This is a genomic window from Arthrobacter sp. ISL-30 (assembly GCF_018613855.1).
In the GTDB taxonomy this organism is placed as follows: Bacteria; Actinomycetota; Actinomycetes; order Actinomycetales; family Micrococcaceae; genus Arthrobacter.
This window is the reverse complement of record NZ_JAGGPK010000030.1, coordinates 121,241-137,799: the sequence shown is the minus strand read 5'-3', so window position 1 is coordinate 137,799 and position 16,559 is coordinate 121,241. Positions and strand designations below refer to the sequence as shown.

The following is a 16,559-nucleotide window of genomic DNA, read 5'->3' as shown; positions in this document are numbered from 1 at the left end:
GCCGGCCGGAAGGGTCCGGTGGCCCGGTTCGACTAACACGATGTTGTTGCGTAGACTGGTTCACCGGTGTTGAAAACACCACGATGGCTTGCGCCTGTCGAGTTGGTCCAAATCGCTTCTAATGAGATGATTTTCGGGCTGGCCGGGTGCGGTCGGGACTGTGCAAACAGTCCAAAGGGTAGTGGCGCAATTGGTAGCGCAGCGGTCTCCAAAACCGCAGGTTGCAGGTTCGAGTCCTGTCTGCCCTGCGCAGCGGTTCCGGCGGAAACGCCGGGACAAGCGCAGCAACCATGGCTCTGATCAGAGTCGGGTCAACAGACATTGCGTAGATGAGTGAGGATCAGGTGACCGAAACAGCTGCCAGCAGCTCGAAGGGCCGTCCTGCCGGGAAGTCCAAAACCGGCTTCTTTGCTCGTATCGCACTTTTTGTCCGCCAGGTCATCGGCGAGCTCAAGAAGGTTGTCGCTCCGACCCGCAAGGAACTGATCAACTACACGCTCGTGGTGCTGGTGTTCGTGGCAATCATGATGCTCATCGTCACCTTGCTGGATCTGGCCTTCGGTACCGGAGTCAGCTGGGTCTTCGGCGGTACAGGCGCCACGGACCGCTAAAGCGGATCTGTCCGCAAGCCGCGTAGATTTCCCGGAAACCGGAGAGATCGCGGGGCTTGTGGAATTGAGCCATTTAAATAGGCATGTTAGGCAATGAGGAAGCAGGAGACCAAGTGTCTGAGCAGGAGCTCGAGGTAACTGAGAGTGGGCTGGCTGGGGCCGCGGAAAACACGGCCGACGCCGCGGCTGACACCGCGGAAGAGTCCGAGGTTGAGTCTGCTGCACCCGAAACTGCCGACGACGTCGACGACGATCGCGCCTTCGAGGACGACGCCGACTCGTACGACGACGAGGACGGCAACGCCTCTGACGCTGAAGACTCAGCCGATGAGGACTTTGCCGACGACGCTGCTTCGGACGCAGGACCGGGCGATGTCCTCGCCGCTGCCGCAGCGGCTGCCCCTGCCGACCCGGCGGAAGAGTTCAAGGCCAAGCTGCGCCGCCAGGAGGGTGACTGGTACGTCATCCACTCCTACGCCGGCTACGAGAACCGCGTAAAGGCGAACCTCGAGACCCGCATCCAGACCCTGGACATGGAAGATTACATCTTCGAAATCCAGGTCCCGATGGAGGAAGTCGTCGAGATCAAGAACGCGCAGCGCAAGGTCATCAACCGCGTGCGCATCCCCGGTTACGTCCTGGTCCGCATGGATCTGACCGACGCCTCCTGGGGCGCCGTCCGGCACACCCCCGGCGTCACCGGCTTCGTGGGCAACGCCCACAACCCCGTGCCGCTTCGCCTCGATGAGGTCTTCTCCATGCTCGCCCCCGTTTTCGAGGAGGAGCAGGCCGAGAAGGGCAAGCCCGTCAAGCAGCAGGCTGCGCCGGTGGCCGTGGACTTCGAGGTCGGCGAATCGGTCATCGTCAAGGAAGGCCCGTTCGAGACCCTCCCGGCGACAATCTCCGAAATCAAGACCGAGTCCCAGACCCTCGTGGTGCTGGTTTCGATCTTCGAGCGCGAGACCCCCGTGACCCTGGCCTTCAACCAGGTCACCAAGATCTAATCGATCAAGAGAATTCGCTCCGGCCCGCCTGCTTAGCGGTGCCGAAGCGGCCGGCCGCCTCGCCATGGCGGCCAACAACCTGAGGCACGCTCCTGTGTCCCAGGACGCTATTTAGAGAAGGACCCTACATTGGCTCCCAAGAAGAAGGTCACCGGCCTCATTAAGCTGCAGATCCAGGCAGGTGCCGCCAACCCGGCCCCGCCGATCGGTCCTGCGCTTGGCCAGCACGGTGTCAACATCATGGAATTCTGCAAGGCGTACAACGCTGCGACGGAAGCCCAGCGTGGAAACGTCATCCCGGTGGAAATCACGGTTTACGAAGACCGTTCCTTCACCTTCATCACCAAGACCCCGCCGGCTGCAGAGCTCATCAAGAAGGCTGCAGGCGTTGCCAAGGGCTCGTCGACCCCGCACACCGTGAAGGTCGCCAAGCTCACCCAGGCACAGGTCAACGAGATCGCTTCCACCAAGATGGAAGACCTCAACGCCAACGACATCGAGGCAGCTGCCAAGATCATCGCCGGCACTGCCCGCTCCATGGGCATCACCGTCGAAGGCTAAGGGCTCACGGAGGGTGAGGGCCGAGGAACGAGGCACTCGCCCGCAGTAAGCACCGTAAGCCTTCGACCAGAAGACACTGCCGAAGGCTAAGGGCTAACACCCTCACCGCCGGATAACCGGCACAAACTGAAGAATAACGACGTCGGCGATTTCCGCCGTCGTCTGTGGCAGGGCCCAGCGCGGTCCGCAGACCACAACTGCACAAGGAGAAATAAGCAGCATGGCAAAGCGCAGCAAAGCATATGAGGCAGCCGTAGCCAAGATCGAGGCAGACAAGGTCTATGCCCCGTTCGAGGCCATCAGCCTGGCGAAGGAAACCAACCCTTCCAAGTTCGACGCAACCGTTGAGGTCGCTTTCCGCCTGGGCGTTGACCCGCGTAAGGCCGACCAGATGGTTCGTGGCACCGTCAACCTGCCTCACGGCACTGGTAAGACCGCCCGGGTCCTCGTCTTCGCAACCGGCGACAAGGCCGAAGCAGCAATCGCTGCGGGTGCCGACTTTGTTGGTTCCGACGACCTGATCGAAAAGATCGCAGGCGGCTGGACCGACTTCGACGCAGCCGTTGCCACCCCTGACCTCATGGGCAAGGTTGGCCGACTGGGTAAGGTCCTGGGTCCGCGTAACCTGATGCCGAACCCGAAGACCGGTACGGTGACGCCTGACGTCACCAAGGCTGTGAACGACATCAAGGGTGGAAAGATCGACTTCCGCGTCGACAAGCACTCCAACCTGCACTTCATCATCGGCAAGGTTTCCTTCGACGCCAACAAGCTGGCCGAGAACTACGCAGCCGCCCTGGAAGAGGTCCTCCGCTTGAAGCCCTCCGCTTCGAAGGGCCGTTACATCCAGAAGGCCACCGTCACCACCACGTTCGGCCCGGGTATCACCGTTGACCCGAACGTCACCAAGGTTCTCACCGAGGCGTAAGCAGCGGGAGCAACTCCCTAAAAGGACCGTCCGGCACTGCCGGGCGGTCCTTTTGCATGCCGCTGCCTACCATGCCCTACTCCGCATCGCTAGGCTGATGGGGTGATGACTGCGGAGCAGGACTTTGCAATCCGGGAACTCCTCCTGCCAGGCTCCCTGGACGGCGACGAGGCGACAGAATTCCGTGAAGTTTCCGACGCCCTGGACACAATGGCCCTTGCCAAATGGGGCAACCGCGACCGGGCGTTAACGCCCCGATCGCGGCTTACCGACTGGCGCCCCACTCCCTACTTCGAACTTGATGCCTTCTACGCCAGGGTCGACGGGAAAATCGCGGGCGTCGGCCTCTGCAGGCTGTCCCTGCAGGACAATCTCGATACGGCCTGGATCCGATTGGAAGTGGCCGAACCCTATCGGGAGCGCGGCATTGGGGGAGCGCTACTCGAGAAGGCCCAGGCTTCCGCAGGGGCGCGAGACCGGCATGTCCTGCAATCCAGCACGGAGCATCCGGCAGGGTTTGAAGGGCGAGGACTTGACCTGGTGGAACCGGCTACGGGTGCGGGAGGCGTGCCGAGGTCTGATCCTGGTGTCGCTTTCGCGCTAAGGAATGGCTTCAGCCTGGAGCAGACCAGCCGGTTCAGCACCCTGGACCTTGCGTCTGCCAAGGGCTGGGACGCGTTGGAGGCCGAGGCGTATGCCAGGTCCAGGGCCGACTACGAGATCCTCACGTGGACCAACCGCTGCCCGGAAGAATACATCGACCAGATGGCCGTGCTCATGGGGAAGATGAGCACCGATTCACCCGCCGGCGGGCTGGATGTGGAAGCCGAGGCGTGGGACGCCCGCCGCGTCCGCGACACAGAGAACCGGGCCATGGCGGAAGGGCAGACCGGACTTGTCGCCGTGGCCCGTCATCGTGGATCCGGCGAGCTTGCCGCGTACACCGTGATCTATGTTGACGAAGGCAAACCCTGGCTCGGCGACCAGGACGACACGCTTGTGGCCAGGGCCCACCGCGGACACAGCCTTGGGATGATGGTGAAGCTGGCCAATCTGCGACGCCTCCGGGCAGGGTTTCCCGCCGTCGAAAGGGTCATGACTTTCAACGCCGAGGAAAACGAACATATGCTGGCGATCAACGTGAAGCTTGGCTTCCACATCGCAGGCTACGACGGTGAATGGCAGAAGAGGGTTAAATGACGAGTACGGTGGAGATCGGCCAGCTCTGGATTCCCGATTCCCTTGATCGCCCCGACGCCAGGGATTTCCTGGACGCCGTAGAAGTCAGTCGCAAGGTCCGCATGCAGATCTGGGGAAGCGACGACCTCGCCTACACGCCACTGGAAAAACTCCTCGAACTCGCGGACCCGTATGAACGCCAGGTGATCCTTGTGGCCCGCGTTGACGGCAACATCGTTGGCACCGTCGACATCGCGCTGCCCCTCGCGGACAATATGGACCTCGCGGAATTTACCCTGGATATCCTGCCGGAATACCAGGGCCAGGGAGTGGGACGCCAGCTACTCGAGGCGGCAGAGCAGGTGGCCAGGAGCGAACGCAGGTCGGTCATCCTGATCGACACCAATCATCCGGCGGCTTCACTGGTCGCTGCCGAAGCCGGTCAACTGGTGCCGGACAGCGGCCTCGGCTTCGTTCCGCTGGCAAGCCGTGAAGTCGAGTTCGCACGCCGCACCGGCTACACACTGCAGCATATTGAACAGTTCAGCTCCTGCTCGCTACCCCTGGATTCCGAATTGGTGGCTTCACTTCAGGCCGAGGCCGAAGAGGCGAACGCCGGACGGTACCGCCTGCATCACTGGACCGACCGGTGTCCCGAGGAATGGCTGGAGGCTGTGGCTGCGCTGGAAAACGCTGCGGGGGAGGTCGTCACCGATGACCCTGCCGCCGCTCCTCCCGACGGGCAGGAAATGGTCTTCGACGGCGCCATCCTTCGGGAGACGGAGGAAGTGGCCATTGCCCAAGGCCGTCGCACGGTGGTTACCGCCGTCGAACATATTGCGAGCGGCCCGCTCGTGGGCCTGACCACCATCAGCGTCCTGGCCCAGCGGCAGGACGTGGTGTTCCAGGATGACACCCTGGTGCTGCAGCAACACAGGGGCAACAAGCTTGGCCTCCTCATCAAGGTTGCCAACATGCAACGGCTTAGCGAACAGTTCCCGGACGCGCGGGTGATCTATACGTGGAATGCGCCCGAGAACCGGTACCTGTTGACGGTGAATAAGCAGTTGGGATTTACGACGGCGGGCGTCACCGGAATCTGGCGGAAGGAACTGCCGGACCTGGGGCGCAAAGTGACTTCGGAGGGTTGACGATTTGGTTCCGGGAGCGGCCTTCCCGTAAGCTTGAACTACCAAAGACCGTCGGTTGATGGGAATCCACTCTTTCGGGCGCAGCTCAACTCTGTAGCCGTGTGCGGAAGAAGCAGTGGATCTCCCGGACGAAGGCCCCTGAACGTAGGGCGGCCGGCGCAGGTGAGCGAAGCAAGTCTCCACAACATAGTTGTGTCGAGCCAGGCCCCGTGCATCTGCGCGGGGCGTTTTTAGTTTTAGCTCTCTGAGCGGGGACCCGGAAGACCGGCTTTATTCCCCGGAAGGAGGGTTATGGCAACGCCCAACAAGGTTTCAGCAGTAGCTGAGATCACCAACGATTTCAAGGAATCGAACGCCGCTGTCCTGACCGAATACCGCGGGCTCTCTGTTGCACAGCTCAAGGAGCTGCGTGTTTCTCTCGGCCAGGACACCAAGTACTCGGTCGTCAAGAACACCCTGAGCGCCATTGCAGCCAAGGAAGCCGGTGTCGATGCATTCGACGGCCAGCTCTCCGGCCCCACTGCAATCGCCTTCATCAAGGGTGACGCTGTTGCTGCTGCCAAGAGCCTGACGGACTTTGCCAAGGCCCACAAGCAGCTGGTCATCAAGACCGGTTACTTCGAAGGCAAGGCACTGAACGCAGAAGAGGTTGCCGCACTGGCAGCCCTCGAGTCCCGTGAGCTGCAGCTCGCCAAGGTGGCAGGTGTCCTCAAGGCTCCCGCTGCTGCCGCTGCACGCATCATTGACGCCTTGCGCCTCAAGCTGGAAGAAGAAGGCGGCGCCCCGGCTGCTGCCGAAGCTCCGGCCGCTGAAGAAGCGCCTGCTGCTGATGAAGCACCTGCCGCCGCAGAGGCTCCCGCCGCTGAGGCCGCTGCCGACGCAGCAACCGAAGAGAACTAAGTTCTCCCCAAATCAAACTCCGGTGCGGTGCGGGATAGCCCGTTACGGCACCACCTAAAGGAAGGACGCCAATCATGGCGAAGCTCAGCAACGAAGAGCTCATTGAAGCTTTCAAGGAACTGACCATCATCGAGCTCTCCGAGTTCGTCAAGCTCTTCGAAGAGACCTTCGAAGTTACCGCTGCTGCTGTTGCAGTTGCCGGCCCCGCCGGTGGCGGCGCTGCTGAAGAGGTTGAAGAGAAGACTGACTTCGACGTCATCCTCGAAGCCGCTGGCGACAAGAAGATCGCAGTGATCAAGGAAGTTCGCGCCATCACCGCCCTCGGCCTCAAGGAAGCCAAGGACCTGGTTGACGGTGCACCGAAGGCCGTTCTCGAAGGCGCCACCAAGGAAGCCGCAGAGAAGGCAAAGGCTCAGCTCGAAGAGGCTGGCGCAACGGTTACCCTCAAGTAATCACCCTGCTTCAAAATCAGGAACCCCGTCCAGGCTTTGGGCGGGGTTCCTGCTGTTAACCCCAACTGGCTGGCAGTTGTTGTCGTTGTGAGCGCTCAGAACGACACCTACTGCGAGCTAGTTGGGTTCGCTGATATCCGCAAGCACCGCGCCCAGAGCCGAGGTCAGGGCATCGGCGTCGACGAAGGCGCTGTAGCCGTGTTCCCCGGCCCCCATGGAAATCCGCCGGCCAGTAATAGTGGCATCGGCATACACGGGCCACTGAGTGGTGCTGCCCAAAGGGGTGATGGTGCCGCGCTCGTAGCCCGTTGCCTCGAAGGCCGTTTCAGCCGACGGCAGGGACAGCTTATTGACGCCCACGAGTGCCCGCAGCTTCGGCCAGGAGATCTGCCGGTCGCCTGGAATGAGCGCAAACAGGAAGCTTCCGTTCCGATGTTTGATCACGAGTGATTTGACGATGTCAGCAGGGCTGATTCCCAGGATGCCTGCCGCTTCTTCCAGGCTCCGCGCTGCGGCGCGCTCCACCAGTTCCACCTGGAGTCCGCGCGCCGCGGCATCGGCAAGGAAACGGTCTCTGCCCGTCATCAGTCGCTTTCCGCGTCGCGATAGAGCAGCAGGGCCTCGCCCTGGCCGCCACCGCCGCACAGCGACACCGCGGCCCTGCCCGTGCCGCGCCGTTTCAGTTCGTGGGCGGCATGCAGTGCCAGCCGAGCCCCGGAAGCGCCAATAGGATGGCCCAGCGCAATGGCTCCGCCATGAAGATTGCATTTCTCCAGCGGGTAGCCCAACTCCTTCAGGGACTGTACTGCCACCGAGCCGAATGCCTCGTTGATCTCGACAAAGTCCAGGTCCCCCACGCTCCAGCCCGCACGGTCCACGGCTCGCTTGATGGCATTGGACGGCTGGGAGTGCAGTGAATTGTCCGGACCGGCCACCTGGCCCGGGCGCCCCACCACCGCAAGGTACTCAAGGCCCTGTTCCTCGGCATAACGGCGGGACGTGAGCACGAGTGCTGCGGCGCCGTCGGACAGGGGAGAGGAGTTACCGGCGGTGATGGTTCCATCGGTAGCGAAGGCGGCCTTCAACGGGGCGAGGGTTTCCAGGGTGGTCTGTGGCCGGACTCCCTCGTCCGTTGCGAGGACCACGGGGTCTCCCTTGCGTTGCTTAACTGTGATCGGAGCGATCTCGCCATCGAACACACCCTGTTCAGCAGCCGCCGCTGCCCGCCGATGCGAAGCCACTGCCACCTCATCCTGGCCGCGGCGGTCGATCCCAAGCGTCAGGTTCTTGCTCTCGGTCGACAAGCCCATGGACTGTCCGTCGAAGGCGTCAGTCAGGCCGTCATGCGCCGCAACGTCCAGTGCCTGGATCGAGCCGTAGGTCCAGCCCCTTCGCGAGCCGGGCAGGAGATGGGGCGCCCGCGTCATGGATTCCTGGCCGCCGGCGACCACAACGGTGGCGTCGCCGCTACGGATCATCCGCGCGGCGTCAATCACGGCGGTCAGTCCCGACAGGCACACCTTGTTGATGGTCACGGACGGGATATTCCAGCTGATGCCCGCGCCTATTGCGCTCTGCCTGGCGGGGTTCTGCCCGGCACCGGCCTGGAGCACCTGGCCCATGATCACGGCGTCTACCTTGTCCGCGCCCACGCCGCTGGCGGCAAGTGCCGCCTTGATGGCATGGGCACCAAGTTCGACGGCGGTGAAGCCGGCCAGCTGCCCGTTCAGCCTTCCCTGCGGCGTACGCGAGCCGGCGAGGATGACAACGTCATTGTTGTCCATAGAGTTGCTCATGGTCCCTCTTCCCATCCTGGACTGGTCAGCCCAAGGCTACCCCGCAGCCTGCCGCCTATCCATCCACTAAACTACCTACCCATTCAACGCAAAAGCGGGCTAGACAATTCCGTGTTTTAGGTGCCCATGGCAACGGTCCTTGCATTCGAGCTGGAAGTGGGGTAGACAGGACGGTTGGTTTGCCGTATCGTAGATATTTGCGTCTTCCCTGTTAACCTTCAGCCTTCATATAGCGGTGGGCTTTGCCTCTCAGCTGCTCCATTTGACGTGCCGTTTAGAACGTGCACAGCGATGGTCAGCCCAGGCCCCGGGTCATATAGCGGAACCGGATTGGTACGCTGCGGATTCAATCCGCAGGGTGCAAACGGGGGAGATCTGAAAACGCCTGAAGGTCTGTGGAAGGATCCCTCTTGGTCGCCTCGAGCACCTCTAATAACGAAACCGCTAACACGGCAAGCACCGATGGTGCGACTCGCCGGCTCTCATTCGCAAAGATTCACGAACCCCTTGATGTTCCGAATCTCCTCGCCCTGCAGACGGACAGCTTCGACTGGCTGGTCGGAAATGAACGCTGGCAGGCGCGCGTTGCGAAGGCTGTCGAGGAAGGCGACCTCAGCGTCGCCACCACCTCCGGACTCGCTGACATCTTCGAAGAGATCTCCCCAATCGAGGACTTCCAGGGCACCATGTCCCTGAGCTTCTCCGAGCCGGAGTTCGCTGATCCGAAGTACACCATGGCCGAATGCAAAGACCGTGATGCCACCTACTCGGCGCCGCTGTATGTCAAGGCCGAGTTCATGAACAACAACACGGGTGAAATCAAGCAGCAGACCGTGTTCATGGGTGACTTCCCGCTGATGACGGAGAAGGGCACCTTCGTTGTCAACGGCACCGAGCGTGTCGTCGTCTCCCAGCTGGTCCGTTCGCCGGGCGCCTACTTCGAGCGCACTGCCGACAAGACCAGCGACAAGGACATCTTCACTGCGAAGATCATCCCGTCCCGCGGTGCCTGGTTCGAGCTGGAAATCGACAAGCGCGACCAGGTCGGCGTGCGCCTTGACCGTAAGCGCAAGCAGTCGGTCACCGTTCTGCTGAAGGCCCTCGGCTGGACCGAAGGCCAGATCCTCGAAGAGTTCGGCCAGTATGACTCCATGCGCGCCACGCTCGAGAAGGACGCCACGGAGACCCGCGAAGACGCCCTCCTGGACATCTACCGCAAGCTCCGTCCGGGCGAGCCCCCCACAGTCGAGGCCGCCCAGTCGCTGCTGGACAACCTCTACTTCAACCCGAAGCGCTACGACCTGGCTAAGGTCGGCCGGTACAAGATCAACCGCAAGCTTGGCATCGACCGCTCCCTTGGCGACAAGGAAGCTTCGGTCCTGCACGTGGAAGACATCGTCGCGATGATCAAGTTCCTCGTCGCCCTGCACGCCGGTGAGAAGACCCTCCCGGGCAAGCGCGACGGCGAAGACCACGAGCTCCGCGTCGAGATCGATGACATCGACCACTTCGGCAACCGCCGCATCCGCGCCGTCGGCGAACTGATCGAGAACCAGGTCCGCACCGGCCTGTCCCGTATGGAGCGCGTCGTCCGCGAACGCATGACCACGCAGGACGTCGAAGCCATCACGCCGCAGACGCTGATCAACATTCGCCCTGTCGTGGCGGCCATCAAGGAGTTCTTCGGAACGTCCCAGCTGTCGCAGTTCATGGACCAGAACAACCCGCTGTCGGGCCTCACCCACAAGCGCCGCCTGTCGGCCCTTGGCCCCGGCGGTCTGTCCCGTGACCGTGCCGGCATGGAAGTCCGTGACGTCCATCCGTCGCACTACGGCCGCATGTGCCCCATCGAAACCCCTGAAGGCCCGAACATTGGCCTGATCGGTTCGCTGGCTTCTTACGGCCGCATCAACCCGTTCGGTTTCATCGAGACGCCTTACCGCCTCGTGTCCAATGGGGTAGTTTCGGACGACGTCCAGTACCTGACCGCCGACGACGAGGCCGAAGTCCTCATCGCCCAGGCGAACGCTCCGCTTGACGAGAACAACAGGTTCGCGGAAGAGACCGTCCTGGTCCGTGCGCGTGGTGGTGGAGGCGAGCCAGTCCTCGTGTCCGCCCAGGACGTCCAGTTCATGGACGTTTCGCCGCGCCAGATGGTGTCCGTGGCTACGGCCCTGATTCCGTTCCTCGAGCACGATGACGCCAACCGCGCCCTCATGGGTGCGAACATGCAGCGCCAGGCTGTGCCGCTGGTCCGTTCCGAGGCCCCGTTCGTGGGTACCGGCATGGAGCGCGCTGCAGCTGTCGACGCCGGTGACGTTGTCATCGCCAAGAAAGCAGGTGTGGTCACTGAGGTTTCCGCAGAGCTCGTCGTCATGCTCAACGACGACGGCACCGAGACCAACTACCGCATCAACAAGTTCGCCCGCTCCAACCAGGGCAACTGCTATAACCACCGCGTCCTGGTCAGCGAAGGCCAGCGCCTGGAAGTCGGCGGCATCATCGCCGACGGCCCGGCGACGGACCAGGGTGAACTTGCCCTCGGAAAGAACCTGCTCGTGGCATTCATGTCATGGGAAGGCCACAACTTCGAGGACGCCATCATCCTGTCCCAGCGCATTGTGGCAGAGGACGTCCTTTCCTCCATCCACATCGAGGAGCACGAGATCGATGCCCGCGACACCAAGCTTGGTGCCGAGGAAATCACCCGTGACATCCCCAACGTGTCCGAGGAAGTCCTCGCCGGCCTGGACGAGCGTGGCATCATCCACATCGGGGCCGAGGTCGAAGCAGGAGACATCCTGGTCGGAAAGGTCACCCCGAAGGGTGAAACCGAGCTGACCCCGGAAGAGCGCCTGTTGCGCGCCATCTTCGGCGAGAAGTCCCGCGAAGTGCGTGACACCTCCCTGAAGGTTCCCCACGGCGAGTCCGGTACGGTCATCGGCGTTCGCGTCTTCGACCGCGACAACGACGACGAGCTGCCGCCGGGCGTGAACCAGCTGGTCCGCGTCTACGTTGCTGCCAAGCGCAAGATCACCGATGGCGACAAGCTCGCCGGCCGTCACGGCAACAAGGGTGTCATCTCCAAGATCCTGCCCGTCGAGGACATGCCGTTCCTCGAGGACGGCACGCCTGTTGACATCGTCCTGAACCCCCTGGGTGTTCCGGGTCGTATGAACGTTGGCCAGGTCCTGGAAACCCACCTCGGCTGGGTTGCCAAGACCGGCTGGAAGATCGAAGGCGAGCCGGAGTGGGTCAAGAACCTGCCCAACCTGCCTCGTGAGACCGGCCAGACCACCGTTGCCACGCCGGTGTTCGACGGCGCCCGCGAAGAGGAAATCTCGGGCCTGCTGGATTCCACCAACGTGACCCGCGACGGCGACCGCCTGATCGACTCCTCCGGAAAGACCCGTCTGTTCGACGGCCGTTCCGGCGAACCGTTCCCGGACCCGATCTCGGTCGGCTACATGTACATCCTGAAGCTCCACCACCTGGTGGACGACAAGATCCACGCCCGGTCCACCGGCCCGTACTCCATGATCACGCAGCAGCCGCTGGGTGGTAAGGCACAGTTCGGTGGCCAGCGCTTCGGTGAAATGGAAGTGTGGGCGCTCGAAGCCTATGGCGCCGCCTACACGCTCCAGGAACTGCTCACGATCAAGTCGGATGACATCCATGGCCGCGTCAAGGTGTACGAAGCCATTGTCAAGGGCGAGAACATTCCGGAGCCGGGTGTTCCCGAATCCTTCAAGGTCTTGATCAAGGAAATGCAGTCGCTGTGCCTGAACGTGGAGGTCCTCTCCACCGACGGTACGACGATCGAAATGCGTGACTCTGATGACGCAGTCTTCACGGCTGCGGAAGAACTGGGCATCGATCTGTCTCGTGCAGAGCCCAGTTCCGTAGAAGAGGTCTAGCAGGCGGCGTACGACGGCGGGTGCGGACCCGCCGTCGTACATCACCTCCCTCTTCCCGTAACCGTCAAGACTTCAGAATTTAGAGAACAAGAGAGAACAGGGACCCTATGTCCAGCGAATCCTCCTTCGGCCTCATGCAGATCGGCCTCGCCACCGCGGAAGACATCCGCGGCTGGTCCTACGGTGAGGTCAAGAAGCCGGAAACCATCAACTACCGCACCCTCAAGCCCGAGAAGGACGGCCTCTTCTGCGAGAAGATCTTCGGCCCTTCCCGCGACTGGGAATGCTACTGCGGCAAGTACAAGCGCGTGCGCTTCAAGGGCATCATCTGTGAGCGTTGTGGCGTTGAAGTCACGCGTGCCAAGGTCCGCCGCGAGCGGATGGGCCACATCGAGCTTGCTGCTCCCGTTACCCACATCTGGTACTTCAAGGGTGTTCCCTCCCGCCTGGGCTACCTTCTTGACCTGGCACCGAAGGACCTCGAAAAGGTCATCTACTTCGCTGCCTACATGATCACCAGCGTGGACACCGAGAACCGTCACGCCGAACTGCCGAACCTCCAGGTCGAGCACGACCTCGAGAAGAAGCAGCTCGTCGACACCCGCGACAGCGACATCGCCACGATCGCCCGCGACCTTGAGGACGAGCTTGCCCGTCTTGAGGGCGAAGGCGCCAAGGCCGCCGACAAGAAGAAGGCCCGCGACTCGGCCGACCGCCAGATGGCCAACGTCCGCAAGCGTGCCGACGCCGACATTGAGCGCCTCGAGCAGGTCTGGGACCGCTTCAAGAACCTCAAGGTCGCAGACCTCGAAGGCGACGAAGGGCTCTACCGCGAGCTGCGCGACCGCTACGGCATGTACTTCGAAGGCTCCATGGGTGCCGAAGCCATCAAGAAGCGCCTTGAGAACTTCGACATGCAGGCTGAGGCCGAGGCCCTGCGCGACACCATCCAGAACGGCAAGGGCCAGCGCAAGACCCGCGCCCTGAAGCGCCTCAAGGTGGTCAACGCATTCCTCACCACCAACAACAGCCCCCTCGGCATGGTGCTGGACGCCGTCCCGGTTATCCCGCCGGAACTGCGCCCCATGGTCCAGTTGGACGGTGGCCGCTTCGCGACCTCCGACCTCAACGACCTCTACCGTCGTGTGATCAACCGCAACAACCGCCTCAAGCGCCTGCTTGACCTCGGTGCCCCGGAGATCATCGTCAACAACGAGAAGCGCATGCTTCAGGAAGCTGTTGACAGCCTCTTCGACAACGGCCGCCGCGGACGTCCCGTCACGGGACCCGGCAACCGTCCGCTGAAGTCCCTGAGCGACATGCTCAAGGGCAAGCAAGGCCGTTTCCGCCAGAACCTCCTTGGCAAGCGTGTTGACTACTCCGGCCGTTCGGTCATCGTCGTCGGCCCGCAGCTGAAGCTGCACCAGTGTGGCCTTCCCAAGCAGATGGCTCTGGAGCTCTTCAAGCCGTTCGTGATGAAGCGCTTGGTTGACCTCAACCACGCCCAGAACATCAAGTCGGCCAAGCGTATGGTCGAGCGCTACCGTCCGCAGGTCTGGGACGTGCTCGAAGAGATCATCACCGAACACCCGGTGCTGCTCAACCGTGCACCTACCCTGCACCGCCTCGGTATCCAGGCGTTCGAGCCGCAGCTTGTTGAGGGTAAGGCCATCCAGCTTCACCCGCTGGTTTGTGGTGCGTTCAACGCTGATTTCGACGGCGACCAGATGGCGGTCCACCTGCCGCTGAGCCCCGAAGCCCAGGCTGAGGCGCGCATCCTGATGCTGTCCTCGAACAACATCCTGAAGCCGTCGGACGGCCGTCCCGTGACCCTGCCTTCGCAGGACATGATTATCGGCCTGTACCACCTGACTACCAAGCGTGTCGGGTCCACCGGTGAGGGCCGTGTGTTCGCTTCTGTTGCCGAGGCCATCATGGCCTACGACGCCCGTGAGCTGCACCTGAACTCGCAGGTCAAGATCCGCCTCGAGAACTTCGTGCCGTACGCCGGCTGGGAAGCTCCGGAAGGCTGGGAGTCGGGTCAGCCGGCTCTCGTCGAGACGTCCCTGGGACAGGTCATCTTCAACCAGACCCTGCCTGAGGACTACCCGTGGGTCGAGGCTGTTGCCGACAAGGGCGAGCTGTCCCGGATCGTCAACGACCTCGCCGAGCGTTACCCGAAGGTTGTTACGGCTGCAACGCTGGACAACCTGAAGGACGCCGGTTTCTACTGGGCAACGCGCTCCGGTGTCACCGTGGCAATCTCCGACATCGAGGTTCCGGAATCGAAGCCGGGCATCCTTGCCGGCTACGAGACCATGGCTGCCAAGATCCAGGGCCAGTATGACAAGGGCCTGATCGACGACGACGAGCGTCGCCAGGAACTGATCGAAATCTGGAACAAGGCCACCAACGAGATCGCCCAGGCGATGCGTGACAGCCTGTCCCCGATGAACACCATCAACCGCATGGTGTCCTCCGGTGCACGTGGTAACTGGATGCAGGTCCGCCAGATCGCGGGTATCCGTGGTCTTGTGGCCAACCCGAAGGGTGAAATCATCCCGCGTCCGATTAAGTCCTCCTACCGTGAGGGCCTGTCGGTGCTGGAATACTTCATCGCCACGCACGGTGCCCGTAAAGGTCTGGCTGACACCGCGCTTCGTACCGCCAACTCGGGTTACCTGACCCGTCGCCTGGTGGACGTGTCCCAGGACGTCATCGTCCGCGAAGAGGACTGCGGCACCGAGCGCGGCCTGGTCACCCCGATCGCCGTGCCGGACTCCAACGGTGAGCTCGTCCTGGACGAGAACGTCGAGAACAGTGCCTACGCACGCACCCTGGCTGTCGACGTCGTCGACTCCAAGGGCAACGTGCTGGCACCGGCCGGAACCGACTGCGGCGACGTCGTCATTGGCGAGCTCCTCGCAGCCGGTATCACCGACGTCAAGGTCCGCTCCGTACTCACTTGTGAGTCGAAGGTCGGAACCTGTGCGCTGTGCTACGGCCGCTCCCTTGCCACGGGCAAGACCGTGGACATCGGCGAGGCTGTCGGCATCATCGCGGCCCAGTCCATCGGTGAGCCCGGTACCCAGCTGACCATGCGTACGTTCCACACCGGTGGTGCAGTCTCGGCCAGCGGTGGAGACGACATCACCCAGGGTCTGCCCCGTATCCAGGAGCTTTTCGAAGCCCGTACTCCGAAGGGTGTGGCGCCGATTGCCGAGGCAGCCGGTCGCATCAGCATCGAAGAGTCCGAGCGCCAGATGCGCCTGGTGATCACTCCGGACGACGGTTCCGAAGAGATCGCCTACCCGGTGCTGCGCCGTTCCCGCCTCCTCATCGAGGACGGCGAGCACGTCAGCGTCGGCCAGAAGCTGATCAACGGTCCGGTGGACCCGAAGCAGGTTCTGCGCATCATGGGTCCCCGTGCCGCCCAGAAGTTCCTGGTGGACGAGGTCCAGGGCGTGTACCGCAGCCAGGGCATTGGTATCCACGACAAGCACGTCGAGGTTATCGTCCGCCAGATGCTGCGTCGCGTGACCGTCATCGAATCCGGCGACTCCGAGCTGCTCCCGGGCGAGCTCGCCGAGCGCAGCCGCTTCGAGGACGAGAACCGTCGCGTCGTGTCCGAGGGCAAGACCCCGGCATCGGGCCGTCCGGAGCTCATGGGTATCACAAAGGCCTCGCTGGCCACGGAGTCCTGGCTGTCGGCAGCTTCCTTCCAGGAGACCACCCGCGTCCTGACGCAGGCGGCCATGGAAGGCAAGAGCGACCCGCTGCTTGGCCTCAAGGAGAACGTCATTATCGGTAAGCTCATCCCTGCCGGTACTGGCCTTCCCCGGTACACCCAGGTCAACGTTGAGCCCACTGAAGAAGCAAAGGCAAGCCTGTTCACAGGCCCCAGCGCCTTCACGGACTTCTCGTACGACTCACTGGGCGGCGACGGCGCTCCTGAGTTCCACGCCATCCCGCTGGATGACTACGACCTCGGAAACGACTTCCGCTAACCGTTCCTAAAGCAACGCGGGGTCACCTACAGCCCAATCCGCACCCTGGATTG

Annotated in this window: 12 protein-coding genes and 1 tRNA gene; 11 read left to right on the top strand and 2 right to left on the bottom strand. The window is 62.5% G+C overall.

What is annotated here, in order from left to right; translation table 11 throughout:
* The first annotated feature begins 175 nt into the window (after positions 1–175).
* The 9 genes from J7E82_RS13075 (at position 176) to rplL (ending at position 6,786) form a co-directional block, all read left to right on the top strand.
* Positions 176–248 (top strand) — tRNA-Trp (locus J7E82_RS13075).
* 81 nt (positions 249–329) lie between these two features.
* Complete coding sequence (secE, locus tag J7E82_RS13070) at positions 330–611, top strand: preprotein translocase subunit SecE (protein WP_214863297.1); 282 nt, start codon at positions 330–332, stop codon at positions 609–611.
* Between the two features lie 113 nt (positions 612–724).
* Positions 725–1,615 carry a transcription termination/antitermination protein NusG gene (gene nusG / locus J7E82_RS13065; RefSeq protein ID WP_214863295.1) on the top strand — a complete coding sequence of 297 codons (891 nt, stop codon included), beginning with the start codon at positions 725–727 and terminating at the stop codon, positions 1,613–1,615.
* Between the two features lie 129 nt (positions 1,616–1,744).
* Positions 1,745–2,176 carry a 50S ribosomal protein L11 gene (gene rplK / locus J7E82_RS13060; RefSeq protein WP_214863293.1) on the top strand — a complete coding sequence of 144 codons (432 nt, stop codon included), beginning with the start codon at positions 1,745–1,747 and terminating at the stop codon, positions 2,174–2,176.
* A 220-nt stretch (positions 2,177–2,396) separates the two neighbouring features.
* The gene (gene rplA / locus J7E82_RS13055) at positions 2,397–3,104 is read left to right on the top strand and encodes a 50S ribosomal protein L1 (RefSeq protein WP_214863291.1); all 708 of its coding nucleotides are present in this window, start codon (positions 2,397–2,399) and stop codon (positions 3,102–3,104) included.
* Between the two features lie 105 nt (positions 3,105–3,209).
* Positions 3,210–4,304, top strand: a complete 1,095-nt coding sequence (locus J7E82_RS13050; protein WP_214863454.1) for a GNAT family N-acetyltransferase — start codon at positions 3,210–3,212, stop codon at positions 4,302–4,304.
* Entirely contained in the window at positions 4,301–5,434 is a 1,134-nt protein-coding gene (locus tag J7E82_RS13045; protein WP_214863285.1) for a GNAT family N-acetyltransferase, read from the top strand. Before J7E82_RS13050 ends, J7E82_RS13045 begins: the two co-directional genes overlap by 4 nt.
* A 291-nt stretch (positions 5,435–5,725) precedes the next feature.
* A complete protein-coding gene (gene rplJ / locus J7E82_RS13040) occupies positions 5,726–6,334 on the top strand; it encodes a 50S ribosomal protein L10 (protein ID WP_214863283.1) in 609 nt (202 codons plus the stop codon).
* A 74-nt stretch (positions 6,335–6,408) separates the two neighbouring features.
* A complete protein-coding gene (gene rplL, locus J7E82_RS13035; protein ID WP_214863281.1) occupies positions 6,409–6,786 on the top strand; it encodes a 50S ribosomal protein L7/L12 in 378 nt (125 codons plus the stop codon).
* Between the two features lie 117 nt (positions 6,787–6,903).
* Here rplL and J7E82_RS13030 read toward each other — a convergent pair whose 3' ends face one another.
* Both J7E82_RS13030 and J7E82_RS13025 read right to left on the bottom strand, forming a co-directional pair.
* Positions 6,904–7,371 carry an aminoacyl-tRNA deacylase gene (locus tag J7E82_RS13030; RefSeq protein WP_214863279.1) on the bottom strand — a complete coding sequence of 156 codons (468 nt, stop codon included), beginning with the start codon at positions 7,369–7,371 and terminating at the stop codon, positions 6,904–6,906.
* Positions 7,371–8,582, bottom strand: a complete 1,212-nt coding sequence (locus J7E82_RS13025; protein ID WP_214863277.1) for an acetyl-CoA C-acetyltransferase — start codon at positions 8,580–8,582, stop codon at positions 7,371–7,373. The genes J7E82_RS13030 and J7E82_RS13025 overlap by 1 nt, the downstream gene beginning before the upstream one ends.
* A 410-nt stretch (positions 8,583–8,992) precedes the next feature.
* Here J7E82_RS13025 and rpoB point away from each other — a divergent pair, with 410 nt between their 5' ends.
* A complete protein-coding gene (gene rpoB, locus J7E82_RS13020) occupies positions 8,993–12,499 on the top strand; it encodes a DNA-directed RNA polymerase subunit beta (protein ID WP_214863275.1) in 3,507 nt (1,168 codons plus the stop codon).
* 107 nt (positions 12,500–12,606) lie between these two features.
* Entirely contained in the window at positions 12,607–16,506 is a 3,900-nt protein-coding gene (locus J7E82_RS13015) for a DNA-directed RNA polymerase subunit beta' (RefSeq protein WP_214863273.1), read from the top strand.
* The last annotated feature ends 53 nt before the right edge of the window (positions 16,507–16,559 follow it).

Excerpts from the sequence above, each read along its gene's own strand:
- secE (WP_214863297.1), top strand. The coding sequence starts at position 330 with ATGAGTGAGGATCAGGTGACCGAAACAGCTGCCAGCAGCTCGAAGGGC.
- rplA (WP_214863291.1), top strand. The coding sequence starts at position 2,397 with ATGGCAAAGCGCAGCAAAGCATATGAGGCAGCCGTAGCCAAGATCGAG.
- J7E82_RS13050 (WP_214863454.1), top strand. The coding sequence starts at position 3,210 with ATGACTGCGGAGCAGGACTTTGCAATCCGGGAACTCCTCCTGCCAGGC.
- J7E82_RS13045 (WP_214863285.1), top strand. The coding sequence starts at position 4,301 with ATGACGAGTACGGTGGAGATCGGCCAGCTCTGGATTCCCGATTCCCTT.
- rplJ (WP_214863283.1), top strand. The coding sequence starts at position 5,726 with ATGGCAACGCCCAACAAGGTTTCAGCAGTAGCTGAGATCACCAACGAT.
- rplL (WP_214863281.1), top strand. The coding sequence starts at position 6,409 with ATGGCGAAGCTCAGCAACGAAGAGCTCATTGAAGCTTTCAAGGAACTG.
- J7E82_RS13030 (WP_214863279.1), bottom strand. The coding sequence starts at position 7,371 with ATGACGGGCAGAGACCGTTTCCTTGCCGATGCCGCGGCGCGCGGACTC.
- J7E82_RS13025 (WP_214863277.1), bottom strand. The coding sequence starts at position 8,582 with ATGAGCAACTCTATGGACAACAATGACGTTGTCATCCTCGCCGGCTCG.
- J7E82_RS13015 (WP_214863273.1), top strand. The coding sequence starts at position 12,607 with ATGTCCAGCGAATCCTCCTTCGGCCTCATGCAGATCGGCCTCGCCACC.